This is a genomic window from Streptomyces sp. NPDC096310 (genome assembly GCF_044763125.1).
GTDB lineage: Bacteria > Actinomycetota > Actinomycetes > Streptomycetales > Streptomycetaceae > Streptomyces.
In genome coordinates, this window is the sequence record NZ_JBIWFO010000044.1 from 1 (window position 1) to 25,364 (window position 25,364).

The following is a 25,364-nucleotide window of genomic DNA, read 5'->3' on the forward strand; positions in this document are numbered from 1 at the left end:
AAGCTAAGCCTTACAGCGCCGATGGTACTGCAGGGGGGACCCTGTGGGAGAGTAGGACGCCGCCGAACAATTATTGTGGGAATGCCCCGCACCTTCTGGTGCGGGGCATTTCTGCGTTCCAGGGGCCATTGAGGCTCGGTTTAGGGTCGACGGTATGCGCTACGAACTCGTCATCTTCGACAACGACGGCGTCCTCGTCGACAGCGAGCGGCTCTCCAACACCATCCTGGCCGGCTATCTCACCGAACTGGGCCATCCCACCTCGTACGAGGACTCCCTGCGGGACTTCATGGGGGCCGCCGTGCATCGCGTCCACGATCTTGTGGGGGAGCGGACCGGGCAGCGGCTGCCGGCGGACTTCGACGAGGAGCTGCACGCCCGGGTCTTCGCCGCCTTCGAGCAGGAGCTGACGCCCGTCGACGGGGTCGTCGAGGTGATCGAGAAGCTGGCCGCCGACGGGGTGCCGTACTGCCTCGCCTCCTCCGGGAGCCACGAGCGGATCCGCGTCGGGCACCGGAAGACCGGTCTCGACCGGCTGTTCCCGCACCGCCGGGGCGGAGACGAGGACCGGACGGCCGACTCGGGCAACGTCGTCTTCAGTGCCCAGGACGTCGGGCGCGGGAAGCCGGCGCCCGATCTCTTCCTGCACGCCGCCGCGCGGATGGGCGTCGCCCCCGAGCGGTGTGCCGTCGTCGAGGACAGCCCCCTCGGGGTCCGGGCCGCCCAGGCCGCGGGCATGGACGTATACGCGTTCACGGCGATGACGCCCGCCGGGAAAATGCCCGGTGCCACCGGCTACTTCGCGAGGATGGCCGAACTGCCGGGGCTGCTCGGCAGATCCATTGCCTGATCCACCTACCCATGGGTAGACGGGCGCCTTACGCTGTCCGGCCATGACAGATGTGCGGACAGATGTGCGGTTGCGGCACGGTCGGTTCTCGCTGGCGCTCAGCTTCTTCGTCCAAGGGGTGAGCTTTGCCCTTCTGGTGACCCGGATCCCGGCCATCCAGGACCGGTACGGGATATCCGACGCCCTCCTTCCCCTCTTCCTCGCCGCCGTGCCCGTGCTGGCCGGCGTCGGCAGCGTCGCCACCGAGAAGCTGGTCGTAGGGATACGGCCGGGGCTCGTGCTGCGCTGTTCCCAGCCCGTCGTCCTGCTGGCCCTGCTCGGTGTCGGGGCCGGTGATGCCGTGGGGCAGCTCGCGCTCGCGCTGGGGGCGTTCGGGCTCGCCGTCGGCGCGCTGGACGCGTCGATGAACATGCTCGGCGTCAGTCTCCAGCGGGCGTACGGCCGCAGCATCATGCTCGGCTTCCACGCGGCGTTCAGTCTCGGCGGGATCGCGGGGGCCTCGCTCGCCTGGGTGGGGGCGCACGGACATCTGCCGCTGCTCGTGTCGTATCTGCCGGTCGTGGTGGTGCTGTTGCCGGCCGCGCTCGTCGGCTCCCGCTGGTACGTGGATGCCAAGAAGGACGAGAAGGACGAGGAGAAGGGCGGCTCGGGCGGGGCCGGGAGCCGTGCGCCGGTGGGTTTCCGGGTGCTGCTGCCGCTCTGCCTGGTCATGTGCTTCGCGTACATAGGGGACTCCACTGTCTCCAACTGGAGCGCCAAGTACCTCCAGGACGTGCTGGGCAGCTCGGAGGAGCTGGCGACCGTCCCGTACAACGCCTATATGGTCACCACGCTGCTCGGGCGCGCGGTCGGGGATCTCGGGGTGCGGCGGTTCGGGTCCGTGGTCGTCGTGCGGTGCGGGTCCGTGCTGGCGGGAGGCGGGTTCGCGGTGGTGGCGCTGGCTCCCGGGGCGTGGACGGGGATCCTCGGGTTCACGGTGCTGGGGCTCGGGCTGTGTGTGATCGTGCCGCAGACGTTCGCGGCGGCCGGCCGGCTGTTCCCGGGGGCGAGCGACGCGGCGGTGGCCCGGCTCAATGTCTTCAACTACGTGGGGTTCCTGGTGGGGTCGCCGCTGGTGGGGGCGTTGGGCGACGCGTGGAGTTATCGCGGGGCCATGCTCGTACCGATGGTGATGGTCCTCGTGACACTGGTGTACGCCCGCTCGTTCGCGGCGGAGGAGGACCGATACGGTGGCGGGCATGAGCGGCCGCGCACGGTTGATGTGGGATGACGCAGTCACGGCGTACGACTTCGGGCCCAGCCACCCGATGGACCCGGTACGGCTTTCACTGACCATGGGGCTGGTGCGGGCGTACGGGCTGGACAGAGCCGTCGACGTCGTCGCGGCGCCGCCCGCGGGGGACTCGACGCTGCGGCTCGTCCACCGCCAGGAGTACGTGGACGCGGTACGGCGCGCCTCGCTCGACCCGCGGGCCGCCGAAACGTCGTACGGGCTCGGTACGGAGGACGATCCGGCGTTCGCCGGGATGCACGAGGCGTCGGCGTTGATCGCCGGACAGTCGGTGGGCGCGGCGGAGTCCCTGTGGCGCGGGGAGTGCGCGCACGCGGTGAACTTCGCGGGCGGGCTGCACCATGCGATGCCGGGGGCGGCGTCCGGCTTCTGCGTCTACAACGACGCGGCCCTCGCGATCGCGCGCCTGCTGGAGCTGGGGGCGGAGCGGGTCGCGTACGTCGATGTGGACGTGCACCACGGGGACGGTGTGCAGGCGGCGTTCTGGGAGGACCCGCGGGTGCTGACGGTGTCGCTGCACGAGCATCCCCGCACGCTCTTTCCGGGGACCGGCCGGCCGGAGGAGACCGGCGCCGGTGCGGGAGAGGGCGGTGCGGTCAATGTGGCGCTGCCGGCGGGGACGGGCGACGAAGGGTGGCTGCGGGCCTTCCACGCCGTGGTCCCGGAGCTGCTGGCGGACTTCCGGCCGCAGGTGCTGGTGACGCAGCACGGCGCCGACACGCACTTCGAGGATCCGCTCGCGCATCTCGCGGTGTCGCTGGACGCGCAGCGGGCGGTGCAGGCGTCCTGCCACGATCTGGTGCACGAGTACGTGGACGGCGGGCGGTGGCTGGCGCTCGGCGGGGGCGGGTACGCGGTGGTGGACGTGGTGCCGCGGTCCTGGACCCATCTGGTGGGGATCGCGGCACACGCGCCGGTCGATCCGCTGTCGGAGCCGCCGGAGTCCTGGCGGCACGAGGTGTACGCGCGGACGCGGCAGCGGGGGCCCGGTCGGATGACGGACGGGCGGACGCCGGCCTGGCGGTCGTGGGATTCGGGGTACGACCCGGCGGACCGGCTGGACCAGGCGGTGCTGGCGACGCGCAGGGCGGTGTTCCCGGCGCGGGGGCTGCTGGCGTAGCGGCCGTATCCGTGGTCCGTCGCCAGGCTCTCTGTGGCACCGGGCGTCGTGCCGGTTCGTAGTGGTCGTTACGCCAACCGTGCGGTCTGTCCGGGGTTCCGGCCCGGTGTCGGGGGCAAGGCGGCAGCATCGGTGGGGTGTTGAGCACCGGTGCCCTGCGGGCGCATCTTCTGGCGGCCAGGCTGGCCGGTCCTGTGGCGACGTCGCGGGAGGAGAGTCTGCGCAGTTACCGTCTCTTCGCCGCGCGGGATCCGCGGGTGACGATCGGAATCGATCCCGAATGGGCATGGGACGAACGGGACTTGCTCTCTCTGATGGCCGACAGGTGCGGGGTCTCGCGCGATTCCGATCATGTGTCGGGACCTGATGTGATTGATCCGGAGCTGACGCTGCGGGCGCTGGCCGCGTTCGCGGAGCGTCTCGGCGAGGCGGCGGCCCGGCGGACCGCGGTGTTGCTGGGTACGGGGCATCCGCATCGTCTGCTCGGTTTCTACGCGGGGTTGGCAGACGCTTTGTCGTCGGCGGGATGTCTCGTCCTCACCCCCGCGCAGGGGAGATGTATCGACATAACGACCCGGTTCGGGGTACGCACGTACAACCTCGACTACGTACGGGGAGTCGCGCTGGTGCGGGAACCCGGCGTGCGGTGCGCAGGGCGTGAGACCGGCGCACATACCCACTCACCGCTGCCGGTTCGGGCCGTACTGGAGGCTCTGGCGGAGGCCGGGGGGCCGCTTCCCGGGCTTGTCGTCGGGGACCACGGCTGGGTCTGCGGGGCAGGTCAGCTCGGTATCGAGGCCATCGGCCTGGCCGACACGGACGATCCCGCGCTCTTCGTCGGGGAAGCGGAGGGGCGGGTGTCGGTGGTCGTTCCGCTTGATGACGCCGTGCGGTCCGATTACTACCTGCCGCTTACTCGCTATGTACTCAATCGGGCGTGTCTGTCACAGTAGGCGGCCGGAGGCTGCTCCTCTTCCCCACTCGCATCACCCGCCCCTAGTCTGGGATGTGAGCGCACAGCGACGAAGAGTTACCGGAGGGGAAGCCGGTGGCCGTCGGGTGCGGAAGGTACAGGTGGATCATGGTTGCTGGCGAGAGGCCTCTGAACGAGGTCAAGTTCCTTACCGTGGCGGAGGTCGCCTCGGTGATGCGAGTGTCGAAGATGACCGTGTACCGCTTGGTGCACAGCGGTCATCTGCCGGCGATCCGGGTGGGCAGGTCCTTCCGGGTTCCGGAGCAAGCGGTTCACGAGTACCTCCGCGAGTCCTTTGTGGGGGTCGAGTCCGCGTAGTGCCCGTGACCGGCGGTGTTCGGCCCTCCAAGGCTTGTCGGAGGGCGAATGCCGCCGGGAGAGGGGGACTGGGTTTCCCTCGGATTACGTCCCTCACTCGGTGGCGGGTAGGCTAGGCCGACGTAGGTCGTGTGGGCCCAGACGCCCCGCACCGAGTGAAGAGAAGTGAGCGAGGGTAGTCGTGGGCTCTGTTATCAAGAAGCGGCGTAAGCGGATGGCCAAGAAGAAGCACCGCAAGCTGCTCAAGCGCACCCGCGTTCAGCGTCGCAACAAGAAGTAAGTGCGATAGCTGTACGCGCATTCGTGGCCCTTTCACCGACATGGTGGGAGGGCCACGATTGTTTGCCGGTCAAATTTGCCGGTCAAAAGGGGGACGTGGCGGGTCCGGCGGTCGTCACATCGCGACGGTCACCCGCTACGGTGACGTGGCGGATCCAGAGGTCTGTGGCGGATCCGGAGGTCTAGGGAAGGCGCGGATCTTGGGCAAGGTCGTGCTTGTGACCGGGGCGGCCCGGCAGCTCGGCGGCCGTTTCGTACGGCGTGTGCAACGCGAACCCGGCGTGGACCGGGTGATCGCCGTGGACGCGGAGCCCCCCGGGCACGCGTTGGGCGAGGCGGAGTTCGTCCGGGCGGACATCCGCCGGCCCGCCATCGCGCGAGTCCTGGCCGAACACGCGGTCGACACCGTCGTCCACCTCGATGTGACGGGCACTCCGCTGGGCGCGGGCGGCCGGGCGGCGGTCAAGGAGACCAACGTCATCGGCACGATGCAGCTCCTCGGCGCTTGTCAGAAATCGCCTTCTGTACAGCGGTTGGTGGTGAAGTCCAGCACGAGCGTCTATGGCTCGGCGCCCCGGGACCCGGCGGTCTTCCTGGAGACCACCCCGCCCAAGGCGCTGCCGAGCGGTGGCTTCGCCAAGGACGCGGTGGAGGTCGAGGGATACGTACGCGGCTTCGCGCGCCGCAGGCCCGATGTGGCGGTCTGCGTGCTGCGCTTCGCGAACATCCTGGGGCCCTCGGCGGACTCGCCGCTCGCCGAGTACCTGTCGCTGCCCGTCCTGCCGACGGTCTTCGGCTACGACCCCCGGCTCCAGTTCGTCCACGAGGACGACGTGCTCGACGTGCTGCTGATCGCGTCGGAGGCGCCGCGGCGCGGGACGCTCAACAGCGGCACGTTCAATGTGGCCGGGGACGGGGTGCTGACGCTCGCGCAGTGCTCACGGCGGCTCGGGCGGCCCACCGTGCCGGTTCCGCTGCCGGCGGTGACCTGGGTCGGTACGGCGTTGCGCACGGTCGGGGTCTCGGACTTCTCGCCGGAGCAGATCCGGCTGCTGACCCACGGCCGGGTGGTCAGTACGGTCCAGATGCGCGAGACACTGGGCTTCGTGCCCTCGTACACGACCGCGGAGGCGTTCGCGGACTTCGCGCGCACCCGGGACGCGGGGCTGCTGCCGCCGGAGGCGGTGGGCCGTACCGTCGACCGTCTCTCCACCCTCGTCAGCAAGGAGCGCCCCGGACATGGCTGATGCCAAGGTCATCCCCTTCGGAGAGGAGCCGAGGTCGCGGCGCGGTGGCGGCTCGGGCGGCGGGACGGGCTCGGGCGCCGGTGGCGGCCGGCGGCAGCACCACGGCAAGGACAGCGCGGCGCGGCGCGCTCAGGGGCCGCTGACGCCCGTACCGGAACCACGGGCGGGTGACGCCCCCGAGGACGGCGAGCGGGCCGAAACGGGCGAGCCCGGGGCACCGGCGGCGGCCGCGCCGGACGGCGGGGGCGGCTGGGAGCGGCGGCTCGCGGGAGGGCTGGCGTTCCTGCGCCGGCGGGTCACCGGCGAGTACGAGGTCGACGAGTTCGGCTTCGACAAGGAACTCACCGACCAGGTCCTGATGTCGCTGATCCGGCCGCTGTACGAAAAGTACTTCCGCGTCGAGGTGAAGGGCATCGAGAACATCCCGTCGGACGGCGGAGCGCTCGTGGTGGCCAACCACTCGGGCACGCTGCCGCTGGACGGGCTGATGATGCAGGTCGCCGTCCACGACAACCATCCGGCGGACCGGCATCTGCGGCTGCTCGCGGCGGACCTGGTCTTCGTGCTGCCCGTCGTCAACGAGCTGGCGCGGAAGGCCGGGCACACGCTGGCGTGCGCGGAGGACGCGGAGCGGCTGCTGCTGGCCGGTGAGGTCGTCGGAGTGATGCCCGAAGGGTTCAAGGGTCTCGGGAAGCCGTTCGGCGACCGGTACAAGTTGCAGCGCTTCGGGCGGGGCGGGTTCGTCTCGACAGCGCTGCGGGCAGGGGTGCCGATCGTGCCGTGCTCGATCGTGGGCGCCGAGGAGATCTACCCGATGATCGGCAACGCGCGGACGCTGGCGCGGCTGCTGGGGCTTCCGTACTTCCCGGTCACGCCGACGTTTCCGTGGCTGGGGCCGTTGGGGGCGCTGCCGCTGCCGACGAAGTGGACGATCCAGTTCGGCGAGCCGATCCCGACGGACGGCTATCCGCCGGAGGCCGCGGAGGATCCGATGCTGATGTTCAACCTGACGGATCAGGTACGCGAGCAGATCCAGCACTCGCTCTACAAGCTGCTGGTGCAGCGTCGGTCCGTCTTCTTCTGATTCCTGCCGTACCGGCGGACTCGACCCGGCGGACACGACGTACCGGCGGACACGGCGTACCGGCGCACCCGCGTACCGGGCAGGCTTGTGACAGCCGCCCGGTACGCGGGTACGGAGCCCTGGTCGGCGTCCCTAGTCGGCGTCCTCCGCCTTGATGCCGAGCCCTGGGAGCAGGTCGGGCAGCAGGGGCGGGATCGTGATGTCCGGGCCGGGGCGGTCGTTGGAGTCCCTGTCGTTCTCGGACGGCGAGGGGACGGCGCTGTTCTGCGGGGGGTCGAGCAGGCCGCCCGTACTGCCGCCGAGCAGACCCTCGTCGGACGAGGTGGCCGAGCCGGGGCTCGACGGGTCGGGCCTCTCCTCGGTGTGCGCGGAGCCGCTGTCCGTACCGCCGCTCCTGCTCGGAGTGGCGGGCGCGGGGTGGTCCTGCGCGGGGTGGCCGCGGCCCGTGGAGTCCTGGGTGGAGCCGGGGCGGGTGGTGTTCTGGTGCTTCTCCGGTGCCTTGGGCAGCAGGGACCGGAGCGGGGCGACCTCTTGGTCTATGGCGTCGAACACCGAACTCACTTCGTTGCCGACGTCCGTGAGCTGTACGGGGAGCCGGTCGCGCAGCCCGTTCCAGGTCTGGCGGTGCGCGGCGGAGAACGAGGAGAGGGTGGCGATCGGGCCGAGCGAGCCCTCCCGTTCGTAGGCCTGGTGGAGCAGCCGGTGGCCCTCGGTGACATCGTGTTTCATTCCGCCGAGGGTGCGGCGGATCTCGCCCAGGGATTCGTGGTCCAACTGGCCGGAGCGGCCGCGCTCCATCAGCCGGCGCGCCTCGCTGAGGCGGGTGGAGGCGTGGTCGAGGTACAGCTCGCCGCGGTCGGACTCGTCGCCCGCCAGGTTGAGCTTGAAGTCCTCCATGCCGCGCTTCAGCCCGTAGAGCGAGTCACCGGGTAGGGCGTCGGAGCTGGCGGCGGCCACACCACCGAAGGCGCCCGCCGCCACCCCGACCGTGAGCCCGCCGGCCGCGAGCCCCTTGGACCAGCGGGATCTCGGCCGCAGTTTGCGCAGCGGGGACGCGCGGTGGGCACCGCGGCCCGACTTCCGCTGCTCGGGCACCGTAGGGCTCGGTCTCACCTCCCCCGCGGCTGCGCCCTCCAGCAGCATGGCCTCCATGGCGGCCACGAGCTGCGCCCGCTGCACCACTTTGACCTCGGGGTCCAGCGTGGGTTTCGGCAGTTCACCGAGACCACTCGCCAGGGCCAACAGCCGCCCCTGTCCGGCCGGTTCGGCCGGATCGGCGGGCTGTTCGGCCGCCGTGCCCTGGAGCGTCTGGTCTTCCAGGGCCTGGGCGAAGGCGTTCGCCCGCCGGTGTGCCGAAACGTTCGCGATCACTGGCGGCACCTCCTCTCGTCATGACGATCGACTCCCCTGGGGGTCCGGAAGGTTGCACGCCTTGAGCGCATCCACACGAATGAGTGAGTGGTTGCGGGCATGGCGTGACCGCAGGGAGCCTGCATCCCGCACAACGAGCGGCGCGGCACTTGAGTTACGGACGAAGGATGATCGGACCAGTGCGTCATCGAGGCGTCACCGACTGTGAGTTGGGTCCGTGGCGAGGGCGGGCGTGGGGGCGGGGAGGGTCAGCGGGCGTCTTCGGGGAGCAGCCGGGCCAGGGTGCGGACGGCCCGGTACTGCAAGGTTTTGATCGCTCCTTCGTTCTTGCCCATGACCCGGGCGGTCTCGGCGACCGAGAGCCCCTGGAGGAAGCGCAGCGTGACGCACTCCTGCTGCTGGGGGTTGAGTTTCCGTACGGCTTCGAGGAGCGCCGCGTTCGAGAGGGACTCCAGGACGGAGTCCTCGGGGCTGCGTTCGACCTCGTTGGCGTCGAGCATTTCGCCGGTGGTCACTTCCAGTCGGAAACGGCTCGACTTGAAGTGGTCGGCGACCAGGTTCCTGGCGATCGTGACCAGCCAGGCGCCGAAGTCGCGGCCCTGCCAGGTGAAGGTGGAGATGCGGCGCAGGGCGCGCAGAAACGTCTCGCTGGTGAGGTCCTCGGCGGTCGCCTTTCCGCCCACGCGGTAGTAGATGTAGCGATAGACGGTGTCGCTGTACTGGTCGTACAGCCGGCCGAAGGCCTCGGCCTCACCGGCCTGGGCGCGCTCGACTAACTCCATCATGCGGGCGCTGTCGCTGTCGGCGCTGGGCCGGCGGGCGGTGGTCGAGGCGGCGGAGCTGCTGCGGCCGGCCCGTCTGCTGACGGCCGCACCACCACTCGCCAGGGCGTAACAAGGTCCGATAGGGCCGCTCACGGCAGGGGCCGGTGCGGCGAAGGCGGGGACGGCGTACGCGGTGGGGACGAAGCCGCGCAGGTGGTCGAGGACCGTTGCGCGCAGCGTAGCCAGGCCCGAGGCGTCAACCCCGACGTGTGGGTACACGGGACTCCCAGAGGCAGAGCTTCCATCACGTGCAGTGCGGGACCGTTCACTCGTCGTGGCGACGGGTGGGGTCCGGTATGCGTCTGAGGAGAATAACGCTTCGTACAGGCAGCACTACACCCAGTTGCTCAAATCATCGATTACGTCGCTTCCGTGCCGCCTAGGAGGCGGATCTAGTAGCACATCGTGACCATTTATTGATCAGATTGCGTCAAGATCTGCTTGCTCTCGTGATGGGTTGTGCCTGAGTGACGGCGTGCGGATGTGCGGAGGGCCCCGCGGGTGTTCCCACCGGGCCCTCCGTTGTGGGGGAATGTGCCGAGAAGCGTGTCGCCCGGTTGACGGAGCGTCGAAGACGGTTGACGCGCGTGGGGCCGGTCGGTGCCGGGCACGGGGCGCGCGGGGCCGGGCTCTGGAGCCGGGCTCCGGCGCTTGGGGCCGGGGCGGGGCTGGTGGCGTCAGCGCCGGCGGCGGTGCAGGGCGACCGCGGCGGCGGTGCCGCCCGCGAGGGCGCCGACCCCGGCGGCGGCCGGGATGCCGACCTTGGCCGCCTTGCGGCCGGTGCGGTAGTCGCGCAGCCGCCAGTCCAGTGTCCGCGCGTGTTTGCGGAGCTTGGCGTCCGGGTTGATCGCGTACGGGTGTCCGACCAGCGAGAGCATCGGGATGTCGTTGTGCGAGTCGCTGTACGCGGCGCAGCGGTCCAGGTCGAAGTTCTCGGCGGCGGCGAGCGCGCGGACGGCCTCGGCCTTGGCGGGGCCGTGCAGCGGTTCGCCGACGAGCCGGCCGGTGTAGACGCCGTCGACCGACTCGGCGACGGTGCCGAGGGCGCCGGTCAGGCCGAGGCGGCGGGCGATGATCGTGGCGGTCTCGACGGGGGCGGCGGTCACCAGCCAGACCTGCTGGCCCGCGTCCAGGTGGGCCTGGGCGAGGGCGCGGGTGCCGGGCCAGATGCGGTCGGCCATGTACTCGTCGTACACCTCCTCGCCGATGGACATCAGCTCGGAGACGCGGTGGCCCTTGACGATGGACAGGGCGCTCTCGCGGGCGTCCTGCATATGGGCCGGGTCCTCGACGCCGGCGATCCGGAACCAGGTCTGCTGCCAGGCGAACCGGGCCAGCTCGCGGCGCTGGAAGAATTTCCGTTTGTACAGGCCGCGGCCGAGGTGGAAGATCGCGGCGCCCTGCATCACGGTGTTGTCGAGGTCGAAGAAGGCGGCGGCGCGGTCGTCCCCGGCGACAGGGAAGTCCGGCGCTTCGTCGGCCGTGCCGGCGGCGGATTCCCTGTCCCGCGCGCCGTGTGCTTCCTGCGCTTCCTGCGTGGACTTGAGCCCGGCCTCGGCTGCGGCCTCGCCTGCGAGCACGCTCCTCGCGGTGGCGGAGCGCTTACGGGGGGTGAGCCATCCCAGTGCGGCCATAGCGTGAGCATAGCCATTCTGTTCGGGTGTTCCGGACGGGTGGGGATGACGGGGGGTGAACTCTCCGCGACCGATGTGTTAATGCGGTGATCATGCCAATGGGGCCCGGTTGTGGACAACCGGCGGGCCATGGCACCCGGCGGGCGGAGAATGGGGGCCATGAGTCCTTTGTTGCGACGTACGACGAAGAAGAAGGCCGGCGAGCGGGTGGTGACGCTTGTCTCGAAGCCGGGATGCCATCTCTGTGACGACGCCCGCGCGGTCGTCGAGGCGGTCTGTGCCGAGACCGGTGCTTCCTGGGAGGAGAAGGACATCACGCGGGACGAGGCGTTGCACCGCGCGTACTGGGAGCAGATCCCGGTGGTGCTGGTCGACGGCGAGCAGCACACGTTCTGGCGGGTGGACGCGGAGCGGCTCCGGCGCGAACTGGGGGCGTGACGCGAAAGACGGTTACCATCGTGGGCGCTTTGCGGGCTTCTCTCCGGTGATCGTTCCCGCGTGCGCCCTCCGTACGCGATCCAGACGCGCGGGCGGTCGCCGCCGGTGCGGGAACAGGCGCCGGACGGTTGTGGAGAGCGGTCGCGGGGGCGTATTCGTGAGGAGTGTGTACGGTTTTGCCCCCTTCGTGTGTGCAACGGGCTGAAGCGGTCCCCGGTTCCGGGATGGCCGGATCGGGACGCGTGACCCCGGTCACTTTGCTCGGACAAAACGGACACAATCTTTGTGCACGCGTTCACAAAGACATAGCCTGCATTCGACGGGGCGGTCCTGGGACATACGGCCGCCTGCAGCCCAGCTCATCCCGTTGGAGCACCGTGGCAACTGGCCGAACTCACCGACCGGCGACCCGTAGCCGAGGAATCCCCGAGGCCACCGTCGCCAGGCTTCCGCTGTATCTGCGGGCGCTGACCGCTCTCTCCGAGCGTTCCGTACCCACGGTCTCCTCCGAAGAGCTCGCCACCGCCGCCGGGGTCAACTCCGCGAAGCTGCGCAAGGACTTCTCGTACCTCGGCTCCTACGGGACCCGCGGTGTCGGCTACGACGTCGAGTACCTCGTCTACCAGATCTCACGCGAGCTGGGGCTGACGCAGGACTGGCCGGTCGTGATCGTCGGTATCGGTAATCTCGGCGCCGCGCTCGCCAACTACGGAGGGTTCGCCTCCCGTGGCTTCCGGGTCGCCGCGCTGATCGACGCCGACCCCGCCATGGCCGGCAGGCCCGTCGCCGGGATCCCCGTCCAGCACACGGACGAGCTGGAGACCATCATCAGCGACAACGGCGTCTCCATCGGGGTCATCGCGACCCCCGCGGGCGCCGCCCAGCAGGTCTGCGAACGGCTGGTCGCCGCCGGGGTCACCTCGATCCTCAACTTCGCGCCGACCGTGTTGTCCGTGCCGGAAGGCGTGGACGTCCGCAAGGTCGACCTCTCCATCGAACTCCAGATCCTCGCCTTCCACGAGCAGCGCAAGGCCGGTGAGGGCGCCGCCGCCGAGGCGGCTCTCGCCGCGATGACGCCCGCCGAGCGCGAGTCCACCGCGGGCGTGGCCGAGACGACATCGGCGCCTTCGGCCGAGACCGCCCCCTCCGGCCGGAAAGGACCCGACGGGGACGTCCCCGCGGTGATGCCGGCATGAGCCTTCTGGTCGTCGGACTGAGTCACCGCAGCGCGCCGGTGAGCGTCCTCGAACACGCGTCGCTCTCCGCGGACGCGCAGGTCAAGCTGTTGCAGGACACGCTCGCCGCGGAGCCGGCGACCGAGGCCACCGTTCTCGCCACCTGCAACCGCATCGAGCTGTACGCCGACGTCGACAAGTTCCACGCCGGGGTCGCCGAGCTGTCCACCCTCCTCGCCCGGCACAGCGGCGTCGGGCTGGACGAGCTGACCCCCTACCTCTATGTGCACTACGAGGACCGCGCCGTCCACCACCTCTTCTCGGTGGCCTGCGGCCTGGACTCGATGGTCGTCGGCGAGGGTCAGATCCTCGGCCAGATCAAGGACACGCTCGCGCTCGGCCAGGAGCTGCATACCGCGGGCCGCCTCCTCAACGACCTCTTCCAGCAGGCCCTGCGGGTCGGCAAGCGGGCCCACAGCGAGACCGGGATCGACCGGGCCGGACAGTCGCTCGTCACCTTCGGCCTCGAACAGCTCGCCACCGGCTCCGACGTGGACGCCTGGGCCAGGGGCAAGCGCGCGCTGGTGATCGGCGCGGGCTCCATGTCCTCGCTGGCCGCCGCGACCCTCGCCCGCGCCGGGGTCGCCGAGATCGTCGTCGCCAACCGCACGACCGCCCGCGCCGAACGGCTCGTACAGGTCCTCGGCCAGTACGGCCTGACCGCGCCCGGCGGGCGGAGCCTGACCGCCCGCGCCGCGGGGATGAGCGCCGTCCCCGGCGAGCTGGCCCGCGCCGACGTGGTCGTCTCCTGTACCGGCGCCACCGGCCTCGTCCTGACGGCCGGCGCCGTCGAGGACGCGCTGCGGACCCGCGGCTGCCCAGCGCCGCTCGCCCTCCTCGACCTCGCCATGCCCCGCGACATAGACGCCGGGGTGCACCGTCTCGACGGCGTACGGCTGGTCGACATCGAGACGCTGGCCGAGGCGTCCGCCGACGCCCCCATGGCCGCCGACGTCGACCAGGTCCGCACCATCGTCTCCGACGAGGTGGCGGCCTTCGGCGCCGCCCAGCGCGCCGCCCACATCACCCCGACCGTGGTCGCCCTGCGCGCCATGGCCGCCGACGTGGTGAACAGCGAGGTCGCCCGCCTCGAAAGCAGGCTCCCCGGCCTCGACGAGAAACAGCGCGCCGAGGTCACCAGGACCGTGCGCCGCGTTGTCGACAAACTCCTGCACGCGCCCACCGTGCGGGTCAAGCAGCTCGCCAGCGAGCCCGGCGGCGCCGGGTACGCGGACGCGCTGCGCGAACTCTTCGACCTCGACCCGCAGACGGTCGCCGCCGTCAGCCGGGCCGACCTGAATGACACCGACGGTGTAGGCAGAGGGCGAGTATGACCGAGAAGGCACTGAGGCCCCCGACGGCCTCACGGCCCGAGGAGCCGTTGAGGCCCGACAAGGCCCTGAGGCTGGGCACGAGGCGCAGCATGCTCGCCATGGCCCAGTCCCGCCAGGTGGCGGAGGCGGTGCGCGGGCTCACCGGGCGCCCCGTCGAACTGGTCGAGATCACCACGTACGGCGACACCTCGCGCGAGCACCTGGCGCAGATCGGCGGCACGGGCGTCTTCGTCACCGCGCTGCGGGACGCGCTGCTGCACGGCGAGGTCGACTTCGCCGTGCACTCCCTCAAGGACCTGCCGACGGCGCAGCCCGCCGAGCTGACCCTGGCGGCCACGCCGCGCCGCGAGGACCCCAGGGACGCGCTGATCGCGCGGGACGGGCTGCTCTTCAAGGGGCTGCCCGACGGGGCCCGCGTCGGTACGGGATCGCCGCGCCGCACGGCCCAGCTCAACGCGTACGCGCGCAGTCACGGGCTGACCATAGAGACCGTGCCGATCCGCGGGAACATAGACACCCGGATCGGCTTCGTCCGCAGCGGGCAGCTCGACGCCGTCGTGCTCGCCGCCGCCGGACTCCATCGCATCGGCAGGTCGGACGAAGTCACCGACCTCCTGCCGGTCGACACCGTTTTGCCGGCCCCCGGCCAGGGGGCCCTCGCAGTCGAGTGCGCCGCGGTCAACGTGGACCTCGCCGCTGTGCTCGCCGGACTCGACGACCCGTACACCCGGGTCGCCGTGACCGCCGAGCGTTCTCTGCTCGCCGCCCTGGAGGCCGGCTGCAGCGCACCTGTGGGTGCGCTGGCCGACCTGCTGGCCGACGGACAGGTTGTCAACGAAATGCGCCTGCGCGGCGTCGTCGGCACGACCGACGGCTCGACGCTGGTGCAGCAGTCCATCACCGGTCCCGTACCCACGTCGCTCGACGACGCCCTCGCGCTCGGGCGCGAACTCGCGTCCGGGATGCTCGCCAAGGGTGCGGCCGGTCTTATGGGGGAGCGAGCACATTGAGCCCCACCACCTCTGACCTTCCGGCCTGCTCCGCATCGGGGCACGTCACCTTCCTAGGTGCCGGACCCGGAGATCCGGGTCTGCTGACACTCCGCGCCGTCGAGGCGCTCGCGGGGGCGGACGTACTGATCGCCGAGCCTGATGTGCTCGACGTCGTACGGAGCCATGCGAGGGCGGGTGTGAGCACCCCCGCACTGACGGTTGTTGACGATGCGTCAGTAGCCGCCGGGATCCCCGCGATCCGGGATGCGGCCAATATTGTCATGGAGGCCGCGCGGGGCGGCAGGCGGGTGGTCCGTGCGGTCGCGGGCGATCCCGGGCTCGACGGCGACGCGGGCACGGAGATGCTCGCCTGCGCCACCGCGGGCATCCCCTTCGAGGTCGTCCCCGGCGTCGCCGCCGCGGTCGGTGTGCCGGCGTACGCCGGGGTACCGCTGCGCGACGCCCAGGGCACCGATGTACGCATGGTGGACGCGAGGACCGCCAGCGAGCGCTGCTGGAGCGAGGTCGGCGCCAGCGACGGCACGGTCGTCATCTCCACCACCCTGGAGTCGGTGGCCGCCGCCGCCGGTGAGCTGGTCGCGGCCGGCCGTAAGCCGGACACCCCGCTGACCGTCACCGTCGCCGGTACGACCACCCGCCAGCGGACGTGGAACGCGACGCTCGGGACGATCGCCCAGATCCTGAAGCAGGCGAAGGTGCTGCCCTCCCCGGAGGGACACCGGCCGGTCATAGCCGTGGTCGGTGAGCGCAGCGCCGCGGCACAGCGCGACCAGCTCGCGTGGTTCGAGTCCAAGCCCCTGTTCGGCTGGAAGGTCCTCGTCCCGCGCACGAAGGAGCAGGCCGCCTCGCTCTCCGACCAGCTCAGGTCGTACGGCGCGGTCCCGCACGAGGTCCCGACCATCGCGGTCGAGCCGCCGCGTACGCCCCAGCAGATGGAGCGCGCGGTCAAGGGCCTGGTGACGGGGCGCTACGAGTGGATCGCGTTCACCTCGGTCAACGCGGTCAAGGCCGTACGGGAGAAGTTCGAGGAGTACGGGCTCGACGCCCGTGCCTTCGCCGGGATCAAGGTCGCCGCGGTGGGCGAGCAGACCGCCGCATCGCTCGTCGACTTCGGCGTGAAGCCCGACCTCGTACCGTCCGGTGAGCAGTCCGCCGCCGGGCTGCTGGAGGACTGGCCGCCGTACGACCCGGTCTTCGACCCGATCGACCGGGTGTTCCTGCCGCGCGCCGACATCGCCACGGAGACGCTGGTGGCCGGGTTGATCGAGCTGGGCTGGGAGGTCGACGACGTCACGGCGTACCGCACCGTGCGCGCCTCGCCGCCGCCGGCCGAGACCCGCGAGGCGATCAAGGGCGGCGGTTTCGACGCCGTGCTGTTCACCTCGTCCTCGACCGTCCGGAACCTGGTCGGTATCGCGGGCAAGCCGCACAACGTGACGGTGATCGCGTGCATCGGCCCCGCGACGGCGAAGACCGCCGAGGAGCACGGGCTGCGCGTCGACGTCCTGGCGCCGGAGCCGTCGGTGCACAAGCTGGCGGAGGCGCTGGCCGCGTTCGGCACGCAGCGCCGGGAGGCCGCCAAGGAGGCGGGCGAAACGGTCACGCGGCCGAGCGAGCGCCGTCCGGGCAGCAGGAGACGCCGTACGACGACCTGAGGTCGTGTACGTGAGAGACAGGGGCGCGGCCCGGTCGCCGAAGCGGCCGGGCCGCGCCGTGCGTGACGGGTGTTTTCGGTAAGGCCCCGCGCCCGCGGTGCCGGAGTTTCCCGGTCCCGGTGTCGGTAAGGCCATGGGGCGCCCGGGGCTATCGTCGGAGGTGGCCCCGCACGCGCAGGACGCGCCCGTAAGGACACCCAAGAGGGGCGAGAGGCGACTGACGATGACTGTGTACGGATCCTTCCCCGGCTCGCGGCCCCGCCGGCTGCGCGTCAATCCGGTGATGCGCCGGATGGTCGCGGAGACCCGGGTCCACCCGGCGGACCTGATCCTCCCCGCGTTCGTACGCGAGGGGATCAGCGAGCCCGTGGCGATCTCCTCGATGCCCGGCGTGGTCCAGCACACGCTGGACACCCTGCGGAAGGCGGCGGTGGACGCGGCCTCGGCCGGGGTCTCCGGGATCATGCTCTTCGGCGTTCCGGAGGAGGCGAAGAAGGACGCGACGGGGTCGGTGGGCACGGACCCGGACGGGATCCTCCAGGCCGGGATCCGCGCCGTGCGGGCCGAGGTGGGCGACGACCTGGTCGTCATGTCCGACCTGTGCCTGGACGAGTTCACGGACCACGGCCACTGCGGGGTGCTGGATGCCGAGGGCCGGGTCGACAACGACGCGACGCTGGAGCGGTACGCGGAGATGGCCCAGGTCCAGGCCGACGCGGGCGCCCATGTGGTGGGCCCCAGCGGCATGATGGACGGCCAGATCGGGGTGATCCGTGACGCGCTCGACACGATCGGCAGGGAGGACGTGTCGATCCTCGCGTACACGGCGAAGTACTCGTCGGCGTTCTACGGCCCGTTCCGCGAGGCCGTCGGTTCGTCCCTGAAGGGCGACCGCAAGACCTACCAGCAGGACCCGGCCAACGCCCGCGAGGCCCTGCGCGAGCTGGCGCTCGACCTGGCGGAGGGCGCCGACATGGTGATGGTCAAGCCGGCCCTGCCCTACCTGGACATCCTGGCGCGGATCGCGGACGAGACGGACGTGCCGGTCGCCGCGTACCAGATCTCCGGTGAGTACGCGATGGTCGAGGCGGCGGCGGAGAAGGGCTGGATCGACCGGGACGCGGCGATCCTGGAGACCCTGACGGGGATCAAGCGCGCCGGCGCGTCCATGATCCTCACGTACTGGGCGACGGAGGCCGCGCACCGGCTCTGAGCAGGCCGTTCGACCGAGGCCGGGGCCTGTTGTCAGTGGCCACTGATAGAACGTCAGGTGTCCGAGCAGCCCCCCCGAACCCGGGAGCCTCATCTTGTCGCACGTGCAGCACGTCCGGGAGTTCCACGGGCTCTCCGCGTTCACCTTTCCGCAGTTCGCGCGCCCGGCGGAGCTGCCGGACCCGGCAGCCGTCGCCTGGCGCTTCCAGTGCGGGCCGTACGTGTCCGACGAGCACTACCAGGACTGCTGGGAGCGCTTCGTGGCGACCGTCGAGCTGGAGAAGGTGCGGGCGGTCGTCCTCGGCTTTCCCTGGTACGACTTCGAGGGCGGTGCCGGGGAGCGCTGCCTGATCGAGCAGAGCCACCGGTTCACCTCGCTGGAGGCGGTCTTCCTCGGCGATGTCGAGGACGACGAGGCGATGATCTCCACGATAGGCCAGAGCGATCTCGCTCCGTTCCTGGAGGCGTTCCCCGGGCTGCGGGAGCTGGCGGTACGCGGCGGGGAGGGCCTGGACTTCCCCGTGACGGGCCACAAGGAACTGCGTGTGCTGCGCGTCGAGTCCGGCGGCCTGCCCCCGGAGGCGGCGGCGCACATCGCCGCCGCCGAACTGCCCGCGCTGGAGAGCCTGGAGCTGTGGCTCGGCGACGACGAGTACGGGGGCGGCGCCACGGTCGAGGACCTGGCCCCGCTGTTCGCCGGGGTGGGCAAGCCGAACCTGCGCCACCTGGGGATCCAGAACAGCCCCATCCAGGACGAGATAGCCGCCGCGCTCGCCTCGGCGCCGGTCGTGGAACAGCTGATCTCGCTGAGTCTGTCGATGGGCACGCTCTCCGACGCGGGCGCGGAGGCGCTGCTGCACGGACAGCCGCTGACCCATCTCGAACTGCTCGATCTTTCCCACCACTTCCTCAGCCGGGACATGATGCTGCGGTTGTGGACGACGCTGGAGCCGGCCGGGGTCCGGGTGCATCTGCGCGGACGGAACGACGAGGACGCGTACCTTCTCGAATTCGGCGACGGGAACGGCCGCTACGTCGCGGTGGCCGAATGAGCACCGCCGGCGTTCCCGTTCTCGTCCCCACACCACCGCGAAAGGCGCCCCGATGAGGCACACCCCCGAGTTCGAGGACCCGGACGACAACCGGATCACCAGTCTCCGTCTGGCCGGCAGGGCCCCCTGGCGGACGACCGACCGGACGGTGCCGTACGGACACGTCCTGTACGCGGCGGCCGGGATGAGGTGGAGCGCGGACGCCGTGGTGGCGCGGCTGACCGCGCTCGGGTTCACCGACATCGAGCGCCCCGAGGGCCCGCTGCCGGAGACGGTCGACCGCGAGGACGCCCTGCTGGCCAACGAGAAGGGCAGGACCGACGACCACCTCGGCTGGATCGGCGTCGCCACCCCCGTGACGCTGCGGCACCTGCTCAGCGCGGGCGCCCGGGCGGGCCGCAGCCCCGCCGATGTCGAGCGCACCCTGCTCTCCTTCGGCTACCGGGTCGCGGGCGCCGGACATCCGCCGCTGCCCGAAACCCCCGACCCCCGGGACCTTCTGCTGATCCGTACGAATGCCAGAGACAACGAATGGCTGGAGCGGGGCGCGGAGGTGCGGCCGCAGCAGGTGAACTATGTGGCCCGCGCCCTCGGATGCGGCCCGGGCGCCGCCGCCGAGCGCCTGATCGAGCTGGGGTTCCGGCTGCCGTACACCCCCGAACCGGAGGACGAGCGGATCATCGGGGACGGGCATACGGCCGTCGGGCACATCCTCGCCGTCGCCCGGGACCTGGACCGCACCCCGGGGCAGATCGTCGCCCGCCTGACGGAGCTGGGCCACCACGTCCCGAACGGCGTACCGGACACCCCGGAGGCGGACGACTTCGTCATCCTCAGCGAACACCTCGACGGCCGGGGCCCCTGGCTGGCCGTGCGCCACGTGGTCGGCGTACAGCCACGACACGTCCTGCGCGCGGCCCTGGCCACCGGGCGGACCCCCGAGGACATCGCCGGACGACTGGCCGAACTGGGTCACCGGCTGCCCGAGCACGCGCGGCTGCCCGAGGCCGCCGACGAGGCGGACATCCGGTTGCTGAAGTCGCTCGACCCGGACCGCTCGCTCCTGGACGACGTCCTCCTGGAGAACGTCCTGTGCAGCGCGAGCCTGACGGGACGCACCCCGGCGGATGTCGCGGCGCGGCTCAAGGAGTTCGGCTACCGGCTGCCCGACGAGGTGGAGTACCCGGAGATACCGGGGTCGGCGGCGGCCCGGTCATGACGGTGGTGGCCCTCGGCCGGTGACCGCCCACGGTGGGCGCCGCGAAGGGGGCCGGCCCCGCGCTCGTCACCGCGTGCCGCCGCCCGCGCCCGCCCCGTACCGCCAGAAGTCCCGCATCAGGGCGGGCGGGGTCGGGCCGGTCATGGCCACCTGGCTGAGCAGGATCGTCACCGCGCCCGTGGACGGGGTGAGGTGCGCGGCCGTTCCCGTACCGCCGACCCAGCCGTACCGGCCCCGTACATTCCAGGGCGCGGACTCCACCACATCCACCGAGCCGCCGAAACCCCACCCCTGGCCCTCCGTGAACAGCCCGCTCGCCTCGCGCTGCGCCGGGGTGAGGTGGTCCGTGGTCATCCGCGCGACCGACTCGGGCGTCAGCAGCGCACGGTCGCCCGCGCGGCCCCCGGCGAGCAGCATCCGCGCGAAGGCGTGCAGGTCGTCGGCGGTCGACACCAGCCCGCCCGCGCCGGACGGGAACCGCGGCGGGCTGCTCCACTGCCCGTCCGGGGCGTCGACCAGGTCGAGGCCCTTGCCGGGACCGATGTCCCCGTCCCGCTTGTAGTAGCTGGTGAAGCGGTCGAGCTTCGCGGCCGGCACGGTGAAACCCGTATCCACCATGGCGAGCGGTTCGAAGACGCGCTCCGCCAGGAACTCCGGCAGCGGGCGGTCCGCGACCCTGGCGATCAGCACCCCCTGGATATCGGAGCAGGTGTTGTAGAGCCACACCTCGCCCGGCTGGTGCAGCAGCGGGATCCGGGACAGCTTCGCCATCCAGGTGTCGGGCGCCATCGTGTGCAGCGGCTCCGGCGTCCCCTGGGTCAGCTCCTCGAAGAGGGCCTTGACGGCCGGGAGCGAGAAGTCGGCGGGGAAGCCGTACCCGGCGCGGAAGGTGAGCAGGTCGAAGACGGTGATCGGCGCCGTGGCCTCGACCACGTCGTCCACCGGGCTCCCCGGAGTACGGACGACACGCGGCGCGGCCAGCTCCGGCAGCCATGTCGCGACCGGTTCGTGCAGCCCGATCCGCCCGTCCTCGACCAGCATCATGAGCGCGGCGGCGGTGACGGGCTTGGTGACCGAGGCGATACGGAAGATCGAATCGCGGGCCATCGGCACGCCCCCGGCCGTATCGACGGAACCGACCGCCGCCACTTCCGGCTCGCGCCCGTCACCGCGCGCCACGAGGCCCACGACCCCCGGGACGGATCCGCTGTTGACGTGGGCATCAAGGACATCGCTCAGGCTCTTGTCGTTCATACGGTCCACCTTCTCCAGGGTGTGGTGGGAAGGCAGACCTCCGACACGGCCCGAAATCATCGGATCCGGCGGGAACGGGAGATCAGGGGGATTCCAGGGCCGCCGCGATCACCGCATCCGGGTTGTCCCGGTACACGGCATGCCCCGCCCCCTCCACCACCGACCAGCGGAAACCGGTGCGGGCGCCCTCGATACGGCGCCCCTGCCCGGCGCTGAAGACCGCCCCCCGGTCCGGATCGGCTGCGAGCACGGTGACAGGGTGCGGGTACTCGGCCAGCGCCTGCTCGTACGACCAGGGGGCGTTGCTCCGCAGCACCGTCTCGACCACGTACGGACTCGACCGGCGCGCCGCCTGCGCTTTCAGGAACGCGTCCTCGGGGTGCCAGTCCGGGTTCTCCCTGAGCATCGCCTCCGGGTCGGTGTTCCTCACCTCGTCGGACAGCGACCGGACGAAGCCCTCGATCTCCCCCTCCCGTACGGCGATCACGGGATCGACCAGCAGCAGCCGGTCCGCCCAGTCCGGCGCGGCGCTCACCGTGGCGGTGGCGACGAGACCGCCCAGCGAGTGCCCGATGACGAGATCCCACGCCGCGGACCCGTCCGGGGCCGCGGGCGGTCGCAGCGGGAGTACGTCGGCCACGAACCCGCCGATGTCGTAGCGCCGGGTCCGTGGCGCGAGCCCATGCCCCCGCAGGTCGGGCGCGGTCACCGACCAGCCCGCGCGGGCCAGCTCGTCCGCCACGTACCACCAGCAGGCCGCGGCCGACGTCAGACCGTGGAGCAGCAGGACGCGCCGGGGCGCGTCCTGTCGACCCCAGTGCAGAACGGGCAGTTGTACGGGTGTGTGATCCATCACGCCATCGAAGCACAGCGCGCGGACCACGGACTCAGGCTGTGGCGGGCTTCACTTCCCCGGAGATCGGCAGCCCGAGCCGCGCCACGGCCTGGGCGACCAGACGGGACATCTGGGTGGCGCCGTACTGCTGGAAGTGGGTGTCGTCGGAGACCCCATTGGGGAAGTTGGGGTACTGCCCCGGGTTCAGCCACAGGAAGACCCGCTTGGACGCCTCGATCCCGACGCCGTTCAGGTAGACACGGCTCAGCTCCGACAGATCGACCAGCGGCGCCCCCTCCTCGGCGGCGACGGCCCTGGCGGCGTTCACGTACTGGGGGAACGAGACGTTGAACTGCCCGGTGGACGCGTTGTACGAACGGCGCGACACCGGAGTCACCACGACAGGGGTCGCCCCCCGGGCGCGGGTGGCCCGGATGTAGTCGTTGCGCAGATATTCCTTGTAGTCGGCGGGCGAGGTGTAGCGCTCGGCGTTGCCGACGGTCGCGTCGTTGTGGCCGAACTGGACGAAGAGGTAGTCGCCCGCCTTGATCACCTGATGGATCGAGGCGAGCCGCCCCTGCTCGATGAACGAACGCGAACTGCGCCCGCCGATGGCCCGGTTGGCGACGGTGATGTTGGACGAGAAGAACGCGGGCAGCGTCTGCCCCCAGCCGGCCTGCGGGTAGTAACCGGAGTTGTACGTCTGCGCGGTGGAGTCACTGGCGATGTAGAGCGTGCCGGTGGCCGAGCTTCTCGCCGACGCGGTGCCCGGCAGCCCGAGCGCGGTGGCGGCGCCGGCCCCGAGCGCGGCGCCGGTGCCGAGGAGAAAACGCCTGCGGTCGGCGGAGAAGGGGTGGGAGCGGGGGGTGGTGGGGGACATCCGGGACTCCTGACGGGGTGTGGGGTGATGCCGGGTCGTCAGTCGGATGTCGCCGCCGGACGCGAAAAGGTTGGCGGGCGCGGAAAGGTCGATGGGCGCGAAAAGGTCGATGGGCGCGGAAGGGCGGTGGGGCGGAGCACGATTCGCGCGGGTCACGGTGAGGTCGGAGTCGGGTGCTGGAGGACGGCGTACGGCGTACGGCGTACGGTTCGGCGGGTGTGAAGCGGCTGCGGGACAACCACCCGGACACGTCCTCGTCAGACGAAGTCGTAGGAGGTGAAGGCGAGACAGACGACCGTCCCGTCCTCCTCCAGCGCCTCGTAGCCGTTCCGTTCCTCCCCCCTCGACCGGGAAGAACAGGGCGTTGCCACCCCGGTCCGGATCGGTGACGCCCTCGGCGAAGTTGATCCGGCGGCCCGCGTCGTCGCCGGCCGCGATGATCCGCTTGGCCTCGCGGAGATCGGCCTCGGCATCACGGCCCCGGACGTGCGCAGGGTCGAACGGATCGCTGCACAGCATGGCAGGAGGGTCTGACAGCCCCTGGCCGTACCGACCGGAGACATGGATGGAACTCAGGCCGTCGGACTCCTCGGCCGGGGTGTGCGGGCGTTGGTCGGCCTTCCCAAGCAGCTCTGCGCAGTGTGCCGACTCCTTGGCGTCGGGCCAGGGGGCCCGCGCAGGAATCCGTTTGGCGGACCACCGCGACCACTGCTACGTTTCCGGAGGCCGTGCGAGAGAACGAGGAGGTGGTACCCGTGAACGTATCGACATGGGTGCTCTCCTCCGGGGTCACGGTCGGGCGATAGGTCGTCGTCCGGGAGCGCCGTTCCAGTGCACTCCCGAAAGGCACGACCATGCAATTCACTTCTGAACAGCGTCTCGACGACGGCGTCCTTGAGCGCGAATTCACCCTCGGTGAGATCCCCGGCATCTTGTGGACGCCCTCATCCGCATCCGCACCGGTCCCGCTGATCCTGCTCGGCCACCCCCCGCTCGGACTGCACAGGATGTACCCCCGGCTGGTGGCCCGGGCCCGGCACTCCGCGGCGGAGGGCTTCGCCGCGGCCACCATCGAGCTCCCCGGGAGCGGTGACCGGCCCCGCTGGGCCGCCGCCGAGCAGGCACGCGCCGACCTGCGCCGGGCCATCAAGGCCGGCGAGCCGGTCGGCGACGAGATCATCGACGCCCTCACCCTCCCGCTCGTCGAAAAGTCGGTCCCGGAATGGCAAGCCGCCCTGGACGCCCTTCTTGCGCTGCCCGAGATCGGCGGCCCGGTCGGGTACTCGGGGGGAGTGATCTCCATCGGCATCCGGTTGGCGGTGGTCGAGCCGCGCATCGTGGCCGCCGGCTTCTTCGCCGGGAGTTTCGTGCCCGCCGCCATGTTCGAGGAGGCCCGCCGGGTCACCATTCCGCTGCACGTCCTGCTGCAGTGGGACGACGAAGGGAACGACCGGCAGGCGGCCCTGGACCTGTTCGACGCCTTCGGCTCCAAGGAGAAGACGCTGCACGCCAATATGGGCGGCCATACCGGCGTCCCGCAGTTCGCAGGGGAGGACGCGGCCGGGTTCTTCGCCCGGCACCTGAAGTAAGGCCGGGCCGCGCGCACGCCGGGCGGCATCGTCTGGGACCCGTTGACGGTGATGGCGGGCGAGCACGTCGCACCGCCTCGGACTAGCCGGCCGCGTACGGGGTGAAGGCGGCCCAGGCGGCGGGGTCGAGGGTGAGGACGGGGCCGGTGGGGTTCTTGGAGTCGCGGATGTGGACGGCGTGGGGGCAGGGGGCAACCTCTACGCAGGCGTCCTCGAAATCGCCGCTGTAGCTGGACTTGTGCCAGTCGTAGGCGACTTCGAGGCATTCGCCGCCCTCGCTGCCGCTGTAGCTCGACTTGAACCAGTGAAGTGCGGTGTTCATTGCTCTCCCAGGAGACGGTTCAGCAGGTCCCTGGAGTCCTCGGGGGTTAGGGCCTGCGATCGCAGCATCGCATATTTGCGCGCCAGGATGGACACCTCGTCGGGGTCGGAAATCCAGTGACTGCCGCGCTGCGTTTCGGCATAGGCGAGATGCTGGTGGTCGGGTGTCTCCAGCAGGATGAAGGGGCCGTCGAGCCCGGCGTGGGTTGTGCGGTTAAGCGGCAGGAACTGGATGGCTAGCCCCAATACCGGTGACTTTGCTGGTACTGGCTCGTTGAGTTGGTGTGCCAAGGCCGGGACAGTTGAAGGCAGTTGAGAGTGATCGGTTTTCGGATC

The 25,364-nt window shown here is 70.9% G+C and carries 25 protein-coding genes; 17 read left to right on the forward strand and 8 right to left on the reverse strand.

From position 1 onward, the window contains the following. Positions 1-154: 154 nt before the first annotated feature. From ACIQ7D_RS36490 to ACIQ7D_RS36525, 8 genes are all read left to right on the forward strand, one after another. Positions 155-850: an HAD family hydrolase gene (locus ACIQ7D_RS36490; protein WP_403945391.1), complete on the forward strand. Its 696-nt coding sequence runs from the start codon at positions 155-157 to the stop codon at positions 848-850. A gap of 43 nt (positions 851-893) precedes the next feature. Next, positions 894-2,120 (forward strand): MFS transporter, encoded by a 1,227-nt coding sequence (locus tag ACIQ7D_RS36495; RefSeq protein ID WP_403945393.1) that lies wholly within the window; start codon positions 894-896, stop codon positions 2,118-2,120. Then, on the forward strand, positions 2,089-3,261 hold the full coding sequence (locus ACIQ7D_RS36500; protein ID WP_403945396.1) for an acetoin utilization protein AcuC: 1,173 nt from the start codon (positions 2,089-2,091) through the stop codon (positions 3,259-3,261). Before ACIQ7D_RS36495 ends, ACIQ7D_RS36500 begins: the two co-directional genes overlap by 32 nt. 137 nt (positions 3,262-3,398) lie before the next feature. Next, a complete protein-coding gene (locus ACIQ7D_RS36505; protein WP_403945398.1) occupies positions 3,399-4,214 on the forward strand; it encodes a phosphatase in 816 nt (271 codons plus the stop codon). A 128-nt stretch (positions 4,215-4,342) separates the two neighbouring features. Further along, positions 4,343-4,552, forward strand: coding sequence for a helix-turn-helix domain-containing protein (locus ACIQ7D_RS36510; RefSeq protein ID WP_158575903.1), 210 nt, complete (start codon positions 4,343-4,345; stop codon positions 4,550-4,552). A gap of 181 nt (positions 4,553-4,733) precedes the next feature. Continuing rightward, on the forward strand, positions 4,734-4,832 hold the full coding sequence (locus ACIQ7D_RS36515; protein WP_003948845.1) for a 30S ribosomal protein bS22: 99 nt from the start codon (positions 4,734-4,736) through the stop codon (positions 4,830-4,832). 199 nt (positions 4,833-5,031) lie between these two features. Further along, positions 5,032-6,078 carry an NAD-dependent epimerase/dehydratase family protein gene (locus tag ACIQ7D_RS36520; RefSeq protein ID WP_403945401.1) on the forward strand — a complete coding sequence of 349 codons (1,047 nt, stop codon included), beginning with the start codon at positions 5,032-5,034 and terminating at the stop codon, positions 6,076-6,078. Beyond that, on the forward strand, positions 6,071-7,162 hold the full coding sequence (locus tag ACIQ7D_RS36525; RefSeq protein ID WP_403945404.1) for a lysophospholipid acyltransferase family protein: 1,092 nt from the start codon (positions 6,071-6,073) through the stop codon (positions 7,160-7,162). The genes ACIQ7D_RS36520 and ACIQ7D_RS36525 overlap by 8 nt, the downstream gene beginning before the upstream one ends. A gap of 132 nt (positions 7,163-7,294) precedes the next feature. Here ACIQ7D_RS36525 and ACIQ7D_RS36530 read toward each other — a convergent pair whose 3' ends face one another. The 3 genes from ACIQ7D_RS36530 to ACIQ7D_RS36540 all read right to left on the reverse strand — a co-directional run bounded on the left by ACIQ7D_RS36530 (position 7,295) and on the right by ACIQ7D_RS36540 (position 10,991). Next, positions 7,295-8,533 (reverse strand): DUF5667 domain-containing protein, encoded by a 1,239-nt coding sequence (locus tag ACIQ7D_RS36530; protein ID WP_403945406.1) that lies wholly within the window; start codon positions 8,531-8,533, stop codon positions 7,295-7,297. Positions 8,534-8,781: 248 nt separating this feature from the next. Continuing rightward, positions 8,782-9,576 carry an ECF subfamily RNA polymerase sigma factor, BldN family gene (locus ACIQ7D_RS36535; RefSeq protein WP_403945408.1) on the reverse strand — a complete coding sequence of 265 codons (795 nt, stop codon included), beginning with the start codon at positions 9,574-9,576 and terminating at the stop codon, positions 8,782-8,784. 458 nt (positions 9,577-10,034) lie between these two features. Next, entirely contained in the window at positions 10,035-10,991 is a 957-nt protein-coding gene (locus tag ACIQ7D_RS36540; protein ID WP_403945410.1) for an HAD family hydrolase, read from the reverse strand. A gap of 159 nt (positions 10,992-11,150) precedes the next feature. Between ACIQ7D_RS36540 and ACIQ7D_RS36545 the strand changes: the two genes are divergently transcribed. The 8 genes from ACIQ7D_RS36545 (at position 11,151) to ACIQ7D_RS36580 (ending at position 20,149) form a co-directional block, all read left to right on the forward strand. After that, positions 11,151-11,429, forward strand: a complete 279-nt coding sequence (locus tag ACIQ7D_RS36545; protein ID WP_403945412.1) for a glutaredoxin family protein — start codon at positions 11,151-11,153, stop codon at positions 11,427-11,429. A 377-nt stretch (positions 11,430-11,806) separates the two neighbouring features. Beyond that, the gene (locus ACIQ7D_RS36550; protein WP_403945415.1) at positions 11,807-12,625 is read left to right on the forward strand and encodes a redox-sensing transcriptional repressor Rex; all 819 of its coding nucleotides are present in this window, start codon (positions 11,807-11,809) and stop codon (positions 12,623-12,625) included. Then, positions 12,622-13,998: a glutamyl-tRNA reductase gene (locus ACIQ7D_RS36555; RefSeq protein ID WP_403945417.1), complete on the forward strand. Its 1,377-nt coding sequence runs from the start codon at positions 12,622-12,624 to the stop codon at positions 13,996-13,998. Before ACIQ7D_RS36550 ends, ACIQ7D_RS36555 begins: the two co-directional genes overlap by 4 nt. Further along, positions 13,995-15,008 (forward strand): hydroxymethylbilane synthase, encoded by a 1,014-nt coding sequence (gene hemC, locus ACIQ7D_RS36560; RefSeq protein WP_403945418.1) that lies wholly within the window; start codon positions 13,995-13,997, stop codon positions 15,006-15,008. Before ACIQ7D_RS36555 ends, hemC begins: the two co-directional genes overlap by 4 nt. Further along, entirely contained in the window at positions 15,005-16,666 is a 1,662-nt protein-coding gene (locus ACIQ7D_RS36565; protein ID WP_403945421.1) for a uroporphyrinogen-III synthase, read from the forward strand. The genes hemC and ACIQ7D_RS36565 overlap by 4 nt, the downstream gene beginning before the upstream one ends. Before the next feature lie 223 nt (positions 16,667-16,889). Further along, a complete protein-coding gene (gene hemB / locus ACIQ7D_RS36570; protein WP_403945423.1) occupies positions 16,890-17,879 on the forward strand; it encodes a porphobilinogen synthase in 990 nt (329 codons plus the stop codon). 103 nt (positions 17,880-17,982) lie between these two features. Next, positions 17,983-18,930: an STM4015 family protein gene (locus ACIQ7D_RS36575; RefSeq protein WP_403945440.1), complete on the forward strand. Its 948-nt coding sequence runs from the start codon at positions 17,983-17,985 to the stop codon at positions 18,928-18,930. A 52-nt stretch (positions 18,931-18,982) separates the two neighbouring features. Further along, on the forward strand, positions 18,983-20,149 hold the full coding sequence (locus ACIQ7D_RS36580) for a hypothetical protein (protein WP_403945424.1): 1,167 nt from the start codon (positions 18,983-18,985) through the stop codon (positions 20,147-20,149). A 66-nt stretch (positions 20,150-20,215) separates the two neighbouring features. Here the strand turns inward: ACIQ7D_RS36580 and ACIQ7D_RS36585 are convergent, their stop codons facing one another. The 3 genes from ACIQ7D_RS36585 to ACIQ7D_RS36595 form a co-directional block, all read right to left on the reverse strand. After that, a complete protein-coding gene (locus ACIQ7D_RS36585; protein ID WP_403945427.1) occupies positions 20,216-21,403 on the reverse strand; it encodes a serine hydrolase domain-containing protein in 1,188 nt (395 codons plus the stop codon). An 82-nt stretch (positions 21,404-21,485) separates the two neighbouring features. Next, positions 21,486-22,256, reverse strand: a complete 771-nt coding sequence (locus tag ACIQ7D_RS36590; RefSeq protein WP_403945430.1) for an alpha/beta fold hydrolase — start codon at positions 22,254-22,256, stop codon at positions 21,486-21,488. A gap of 34 nt (positions 22,257-22,290) precedes the next feature. Further along, on the reverse strand, positions 22,291-23,118 hold the full coding sequence (locus tag ACIQ7D_RS36595; RefSeq protein ID WP_403945432.1) for a rhamnogalacturonan acetylesterase: 828 nt from the start codon (positions 23,116-23,118) through the stop codon (positions 22,291-22,293). An 854-nt stretch (positions 23,119-23,972) separates the two neighbouring features. On the opposite strand from ACIQ7D_RS36595, the gene ACIQ7D_RS36600 reads away from it, so the two are divergent. Then, entirely contained in the window at positions 23,973-24,707 is a 735-nt protein-coding gene (locus ACIQ7D_RS36600) for an alpha/beta hydrolase (RefSeq protein ID WP_403945434.1), read from the forward strand. 82 nt (positions 24,708-24,789) lie between these two features. Here ACIQ7D_RS36600 and ACIQ7D_RS36605 read toward each other — a convergent pair whose 3' ends face one another. Both ACIQ7D_RS36605 and ACIQ7D_RS36610 read right to left on the reverse strand, forming a co-directional pair. Further along, positions 24,790-25,029, reverse strand: a complete 240-nt coding sequence (locus tag ACIQ7D_RS36605; RefSeq protein ID WP_403945436.1) for a DUF397 domain-containing protein — start codon at positions 25,027-25,029, stop codon at positions 24,790-24,792. Continuing rightward, positions 25,026-25,364 (reverse strand): Scr1 family TA system antitoxin-like transcriptional regulator (locus ACIQ7D_RS36610; RefSeq protein ID WP_403945438.1); only part of this gene is annotated, 339 nt, incomplete at its 5' end. The genes ACIQ7D_RS36605 and ACIQ7D_RS36610, both read right to left, overlap by 4 nt.

Coding starts and splice junctions, on each gene's coding strand:
- ACIQ7D_RS36490 (WP_403945391.1), top strand. CDS start 155: ATGCGCTACGAACTCGTCATCTTCGACAACGACGGCGTCCTCGTCGAC.
- ACIQ7D_RS36495 (WP_403945393.1), top strand. CDS start 894: ATGACAGATGTGCGGACAGATGTGCGGTTGCGGCACGGTCGGTTCTCG.
- ACIQ7D_RS36500 (WP_403945396.1), top strand. CDS start 2,089: ATGAGCGGCCGCGCACGGTTGATGTGGGATGACGCAGTCACGGCGTAC.
- ACIQ7D_RS36510 (WP_158575903.1), top strand. CDS start 4,343: ATGGTTGCTGGCGAGAGGCCTCTGAACGAGGTCAAGTTCCTTACCGTG.
- ACIQ7D_RS36525 (WP_403945404.1), top strand. CDS start 6,071: ATGGCTGATGCCAAGGTCATCCCCTTCGGAGAGGAGCCGAGGTCGCGG.
- ACIQ7D_RS36540 (WP_403945410.1), bottom strand. CDS start 10,991: ATGGCCGCACTGGGATGGCTCACCCCCCGTAAGCGCTCCGCCACCGCG.
- ACIQ7D_RS36545 (WP_403945412.1), top strand. CDS start 11,151: ATGAGTCCTTTGTTGCGACGTACGACGAAGAAGAAGGCCGGCGAGCGG.
- ACIQ7D_RS36555 (WP_403945417.1), top strand. CDS start 12,622: ATGAGCCTTCTGGTCGTCGGACTGAGTCACCGCAGCGCGCCGGTGAGC.
- hemC (WP_403945418.1), top strand. CDS start 13,995: ATGACCGAGAAGGCACTGAGGCCCCCGACGGCCTCACGGCCCGAGGAG.
- hemB (WP_403945423.1), top strand. CDS start 16,890: ATGACTGTGTACGGATCCTTCCCCGGCTCGCGGCCCCGCCGGCTGCGC.
- ACIQ7D_RS36580 (WP_403945424.1), top strand. CDS start 18,983: ATGAGGCACACCCCCGAGTTCGAGGACCCGGACGACAACCGGATCACC.
- ACIQ7D_RS36585 (WP_403945427.1), bottom strand. CDS start 21,403: ATGAACGACAAGAGCCTGAGCGATGTCCTTGATGCCCACGTCAACAGC.
- ACIQ7D_RS36590 (WP_403945430.1), bottom strand. CDS start 22,256: ATGGATCACACACCCGTACAACTGCCCGTTCTGCACTGGGGTCGACAG.
- ACIQ7D_RS36595 (WP_403945432.1), bottom strand. CDS start 23,118: ATGTCCCCCACCACCCCCCGCTCCCACCCCTTCTCCGCCGACCGCAGG.
- ACIQ7D_RS36600 (WP_403945434.1), top strand. CDS start 23,973: ATGCAATTCACTTCTGAACAGCGTCTCGACGACGGCGTCCTTGAGCGC.
- ACIQ7D_RS36605 (WP_403945436.1), bottom strand. CDS start 25,029: ATGAACACCGCACTTCACTGGTTCAAGTCGAGCTACAGCGGCAGCGAG.